The sequence below is a fragment of the Tychonema sp. LEGE 06208 genome (assembly GCF_015207505.1).
Lineage (GTDB): Bacteria > Cyanobacteriota > Cyanobacteriia > Cyanobacteriales > Microcoleaceae > Microcoleus.
Map to the genome: position 1 here is coordinate 1 of NZ_JADEWT010000197.1, position 4,881 is coordinate 4,881.

The following is a 4,881-nucleotide window of genomic DNA, read 5'->3' on the forward strand; positions in this document are numbered from 1 at the left end:
TCGGGGAGGGTTGGGGTGGGGTGCACTGTATTTTTGCAAAAGTTCTAATGCCGATCGCGCGCCAGCTTCAAAACCTCAACGACATCTTGATGATGTTCCGAAGATGCCCAAATTAAAGCAGTCCAAGTATTATTATCCTTAGCTTTGATATCAGCACCCGCCTCCAGCAAAACCTGCACAACATCAGCGCGCCCGCTACCCGCCGCACTCATCAAAGCCGTCAAACCAAAAGTAGTTTGAGCATTCACATCCGCCCCAGCTTCCAGCAAAAGCTGTACAATCTCGCTATGTCCTGCAGCAGCGGCACTCATTAACGGCGTCCACCCGTCATTATCCTGACTGTTAGCATCCGCGCTTGCTGCGAGGATTTTTTTGACAATTTCAGCATTGCCAGCCTCAGCCGCAGCGGTCAAAGCCGTCGCGCCTTCGCCATCTTTGGCATTGATATCTGCGCGTTGTTCGATCGCACATTCTACCGCCGCCACATCACCCATCTTGACGGCATCAATTAAATCTGTCATAAAATCTCCTTTGCATCCTTTTAAATCTTAAATCCTATGACAGTCGATATTTTAATCCTCTCCAACGGCCCCGGAGAATTGGCAACTTGGGTGCGTCCCGCCGTGCAAGCATTGCGCCAGCAATTGGCAAACAGGGGCACAGAAGCGCGAATTTCGGTGGTGCTGTCCCCCTGTCCGCACGCCACGGGGAAAGAAGCAGAAATCGCATCTTCCTATCCAGAAGTGGACAGAGTGCAAGCACCGGAGCATTTTTTTTCATTCCTATTATCGGGCAAAACTGCCCAAAATTGGGACTGGTACGAAACCGGAGTTGTTTTATTTTTAGGCGGCGACCAATTTTTTACGGTTGTTATTGGCAAAAGGCTAAAATATCGCACTGTTACTTATGCGGAATGGGACGCGCGGTGGTATCGCTGGATTGATAAGTTTGGGGCGATGAAACCGGAAGTTTTTGCTAAAGTTCCCCAAAAATATGCTAGTAAATTTGCAGTTGTGGGAGATTTGATTGCCGAAGTAGCCGATCGCAAATCGACTGATTTACCTCGTTTCCTGGATCTGCCTGGAAACGCAGATGCTTTTGCTCCGCCTCCTCCCAAAATAGAATTAATTGGATTGTTACCGGGTTCTAAGGCGGCGAAATTAGCTTTAGGTGTACCTTTATGTTTGGCGATCGCCCAATCCATCCACCGCATCCGTCCTCAAACACGCTTTGTAATTCCGGTTGCGCCTACCATAGATGTGCAAACTATAGCAGGTTTTGCCGACCCAAAACAAAATCCTTGCCTGCATTTATTTGACAGCGCCAGCGCCCAACTGCATTTAACAGAATCGCCGTTTTTGCTGACAGAAAATAACCTAAAAATAGAACTTTGGACTGAGACTCCAGCTTATGATTTACTATCAGAATGTAGTTTGTGTTTGACTACTGTGGGGGCGAATACTGCGGAATTGGGTTCCTTAGCTGTACCGATGATTGTGTTGATTCCGACGCAGCAATTGGATGCGATGAAAGCTTGGGATGGTTTGCCGGGATTGCTGGCAAATTTGCCGTTAGTCGGTTCTGTTTTTGCGACGGCGATTAATTGGGCCATCTTGCAATTGGGGAAGGGAAAACTTTATGCTTGGCCGAATATTTGGGCTGGGGAGGAGATTGTGCCGGAGTTAATTGGGCGGCTGGAAGCGGATGCTGTGGCGGATTTGGCGATCGACTATTTGACCCATCCTGATAAATTAGCACAAATGGGCGATCGTTTGCGTGCAGTTCGAGGAGAATCGGGGGCGGCGAAAAAAATTGCTGAATTGGTTTGTCAAGAAATTGAGGTGCAATAATCAATAAAACCTTGTAAATATGGTATGGTGCGGATCTATCAACCATCTCCAAATAAACTCGAAAATTTTGCAGCGACGCACCTTACAAAAATAGCTTAACCTTGTAAATATTGTAGGGTGCGTCGCTATCAACCATCTCCAAATAAACTCGAAAATTTTGCAGCGACGCACCTTACAAAAATAGCTTAACCTCGATCGTGCTTGGAAATTACCCAAATGGCGTGGACAATGCCAGGAATAAAGCCAAAAAACGTGAGCACGAGGTTTATCCAAAAATCAGTACCGATGCCGACCGTCAAAAATACACCCAGAGGGGGAAGAAAAATGGCGGCGACTATGCGAATTAAATTGCTCATCTCAGTTACTCCAAACGACTTTTCTCTTTCAATTTAGCTTCACTGACTGACAGAACCTTTCCCGAAAAACTTAGGCGGTGCTGCCATAGTGTAAACTTCGGTTTCCTCGGCGATTACCCGCCGCAAGTGACCGGGAACTTGCATCAACCCCAACAGTGTAATCCCGTCCAACATCCGCAACCCGCCGGTTGTTTTTTCTGCTAGTATTTGGTCGGTAACTTCGGGTTCTGGCCGCGTGTTTATTTCCTGGCTCGAAGCTACCGCAAAACCCCAAGGAGCTCCGTAGGTAGAAATAAAGCTGGTGCAGGATTGAACGTTGGGGAATACCGATTTCAGGGTGTTGACAATGCGGGCGTGCATTTTCATTTCTGCCGGAGAAACGGGGCCCGCTTGTACTACAAAATATCCGTCAGGTGACAGTATTTTGCGAACTTTCTCAAAATACTCCTTGGTAAATAACTGGAAAGATGGGCCTTCTTCAATGGGATCTGACAAGTCAGAAATGACAATATCCCAATCGCTGTCGGTATTGTCTAAATAATCCAAGGCATCGCCGATTACTACTTCGCAGCGGGGGTCGTCAAAGGCATTTTGGTGCATTTCTGGCAGGTGTTCGCGGCAGGCTTCTACTACTTCGCCGTCAATGTCGATCATCACGACTTTTTCGACTGTTTTCCAGCGCAGCACTTCTCTAATTGTAGCTCCTTCTCCGCCGCCGAGCACGAGCACTTTTTTGGGCGAACCGTGAGCAATCATGGCTGGGTGCACGAGGGGTTCGTGGTAGAGAAACTCGTCGCCGGTACAAGATTGCCATTTGCCGTCCAAAACTAAGCCTTTGCCGTAGGTACCGGTCTGAACTACGTACATTTCTTGATAGGCAGTTTTCTTGTAAGCGAGGACGCTGATGATGCCGTGAACGTAAATATCCCAGGGGGTAATGTACTCGCTCATCCAAAAGTCTGCACGAACTTCGCTACCTGACATCAATTACTCTCCAAATATAGAATGCTGTTTCGATGTTGTCACAAGTAGTATTTCTTAGCACAAAATGGTGCGGGTGTGTGAGTGCGATCGACACACAAGAGTGAAATTTCTCAGCAATCGTATAGTGTGCTTGCCTTCTGGGAGATGGCGCGCTGGGCTGGGTAGTTGAGATTGCTTGTGGGCGATCGCCCTGGGCGGCTTTTGTACAAATCTTGTCACTCATCTGGCGATTTTTCGCGCCCTGGCCCTCCGACAAATGCGCGATCCTCTCGAATTCAAGCAACCCTTGCGGAGTGCTGTGCGATCGACCCCGGGCGATCGCAACGGGAACGATGGCGAGTGCGGGGATGAAAAACTGCGATCGGTTTTAACTTGCTTTGTTGTTAATCTCTTGACATTTTCAATGAATATTAGATAAGATTTTTAGATCGAGCAAAATAAAGGAGTTATTAATTTTATCAACAAAAATGCCGGAGCGAGCTGCGACTAAATTATAAGTAAGTTAAGGGTGCAACTCAAATTCACAATCTAACTTTTGTGAGATTATTTTTAGGTTTAAACTAATAGCAAATGGAACCAAAAGACTGGGAAAATGCAATTAAAAATGTTGAAGATGAAAATTTAATCCTGCGACAAAAATTAGAAATTTCGGAAACCGAACGCAGCCTACTAGAACTCCAGAATCAAGAAAAAGAATTTTTGCTAAAAACAGTTACTCAAGAATTTCTCGATTCAGAAAATAAATTAAAAGCAAGAATGTCTCAACTAGAAAAAGCTCTGGAAAATCAGCAAGCAATGCAGCTCAAATTGATCGAAGCTGAAAAAATGTCGGCTTTGGGAATTTTGGTAGCTGGTATAGCCCACGAAATCAACAATCCAGTCAACTTTATCTATGGCAATATTACCTATGTCAATGACTACACTGGCGACATTTTAAAATTACTCGAAATGTACCAGAGTAGGTATCCAGAAACTGATGCGGAGATTGAGGATTTTATTGAAGAGATTGACCTGAACTTTCTGCGCGAGGATTTGTTAAAAACTCTTTCGTCGATGAAAGTTGGCTCCGAACGCATCCGCGAAATTGTGCTGACTTTACGCAATTTTGCGCGGGTTGACGAAGCTGAAAAGAAACCTGTTAATATTCACGAAGGACTTGACAGCACTTTGTTGATTTTGCAGAATTCAACTAAGGAAAAGCCGGATTGTAAAGCTATTAAAATTGTTAAAAATTATGGGCATCTACCGAAAGTAGAATGTTATCCAGGACAATTGAATCAGGTATTTATGAATATCATTAATAATGCTATTGATGCGCTGCGGGAGCAAGAAAAAAACCGATCGCCAGAAGAGATGGAAGCCAACCCCAGCCAAATTGAAATTACTACTTCTAGTCTTGCAGAAGATTGGGCTAAAATTAGCATCAAGGATAATGGTATGGGAATGGATGAAGTTGTAAAAGGGAAAATCTTCGATCCGTTTTTTACAACTAAACCAGTGGGGCACGGGACTGGTTTGGGGCTGTCAATTAGTTATCAAATTGTGGTGGACAAACACGGCGGGAGGTTGGATTGCATATCTGCAGTGGGAGAAGGGACTGAGTTTGCGATCGAGATTCCGATCGTCGCCAAACCCCGAAGTTAAGGCGGTAGGGGGCTTTCGACTTCGTGAGCGGGTAAAGAGGGGGAGAG

7 protein-coding genes are annotated in these 4,881 nt (G+C 45.6%); 3 read left to right on the forward strand and 4 right to left on the reverse strand.

The window, feature by feature from the left end; all coding sequences use genetic code 11:
• Nucleotides 1–44: 44 nt before the first annotated feature.
• Complete coding sequence (locus tag IQ263_RS27615) at nucleotides 45–521, reverse strand: ankyrin repeat domain-containing protein (RefSeq protein ID WP_194071234.1); 477 nt, start codon at nucleotides 519–521, stop codon at nucleotides 45–47.
• 36 nt (nucleotides 522–557) lie between these two features.
• On the opposite strand from IQ263_RS27615, the gene IQ263_RS27620 reads away from it, so the two are divergent.
• A complete protein-coding gene (locus tag IQ263_RS27620; protein WP_194071235.1) occupies nucleotides 558–1,850 on the forward strand; it encodes a glycosyltransferase family protein in 1,293 nt (430 codons plus the stop codon).
• Between the two features lie 185 nt (nucleotides 1,851–2,035).
• Here IQ263_RS27620 and IQ263_RS27625 read toward each other — a convergent pair whose 3' ends face one another.
• Genes IQ263_RS27625 through IQ263_RS27635 form a run of 3 tightly spaced genes read right to left on the reverse strand, consistent with a single transcriptional unit; the run spans nucleotide 2,036 to nucleotide 3,413 of the window.
• Nucleotides 2,036–2,206: a YqaE/Pmp3 family membrane protein gene (locus IQ263_RS27625; RefSeq protein WP_194012485.1), complete on the reverse strand. Its 171-nt coding sequence runs from the start codon at nucleotides 2,204–2,206 to the stop codon at nucleotides 2,036–2,038.
• 39 nt (nucleotides 2,207–2,245) lie between these two features.
• Nucleotides 2,246–3,190: a fused MFS/spermidine synthase gene (locus IQ263_RS27630; protein ID WP_194071236.1), complete on the reverse strand. Its 945-nt coding sequence runs from the start codon at nucleotides 3,188–3,190 to the stop codon at nucleotides 2,246–2,248.
• The gene (locus IQ263_RS27635) at nucleotides 3,180–3,413 is read right to left on the reverse strand and encodes a hypothetical protein (RefSeq protein ID WP_194071237.1); all 234 of its coding nucleotides are present in this window, start codon (nucleotides 3,411–3,413) and stop codon (nucleotides 3,180–3,182) included. The genes IQ263_RS27630 and IQ263_RS27635 overlap by 11 nt, the downstream gene beginning before the upstream one ends.
• Before the next feature lie 33 nt (nucleotides 3,414–3,446).
• On the opposite strand from IQ263_RS27635, the gene IQ263_RS27640 reads away from it, so the two are divergent.
• Together IQ263_RS27640 and IQ263_RS27645 are read left to right on the forward strand one after the other, a co-directional pair.
• The gene (locus IQ263_RS27640) at nucleotides 3,447–3,608 is read left to right on the forward strand and encodes a hypothetical protein (protein WP_194071238.1); all 162 of its coding nucleotides are present in this window, start codon (nucleotides 3,447–3,449) and stop codon (nucleotides 3,606–3,608) included.
• Nucleotides 3,609–3,760: 152 nt separating this feature from the next.
• Nucleotides 3,761–4,834, forward strand: coding sequence for a sensor histidine kinase (locus IQ263_RS27645; RefSeq protein ID WP_194071239.1), 1,074 nt, complete (start codon nucleotides 3,761–3,763; stop codon nucleotides 4,832–4,834).
• Nucleotides 4,835–4,881: the final 47 nt, after the last annotated feature.

What these genes read in the sequence shown, in the direction of transcription:
- IQ263_RS27615 (WP_194071234.1), bottom strand. Translation starts at nt 521, where the DNA reads ATGACAGATTTAATTGATGCCGTCAAGATGGGTGATGTGGCGGCGGTA.
- IQ263_RS27620 (WP_194071235.1), top strand. Translation starts at nt 558, where the DNA reads ATGACAGTCGATATTTTAATCCTCTCCAACGGCCCCGGAGAATTGGCA.
- IQ263_RS27625 (WP_194012485.1), bottom strand. Translation starts at nt 2,206, where the DNA reads ATGAGCAATTTAATTCGCATAGTCGCCGCCATTTTTCTTCCCCCTCTG.
- IQ263_RS27630 (WP_194071236.1), bottom strand. Translation starts at nt 3,190, where the DNA reads ATGTCAGGTAGCGAAGTTCGTGCAGACTTTTGGATGAGCGAGTACATT.
- IQ263_RS27635 (WP_194071237.1), bottom strand. Translation starts at nt 3,413, where the DNA reads ATGAGTGACAAGATTTGTACAAAAGCCGCCCAGGGCGATCGCCCACAA.
- IQ263_RS27640 (WP_194071238.1), top strand. Translation starts at nt 3,447, where the DNA reads ATGCGCGATCCTCTCGAATTCAAGCAACCCTTGCGGAGTGCTGTGCGA.
- IQ263_RS27645 (WP_194071239.1), top strand. Translation starts at nt 3,761, where the DNA reads ATGGAACCAAAAGACTGGGAAAATGCAATTAAAAATGTTGAAGATGAA.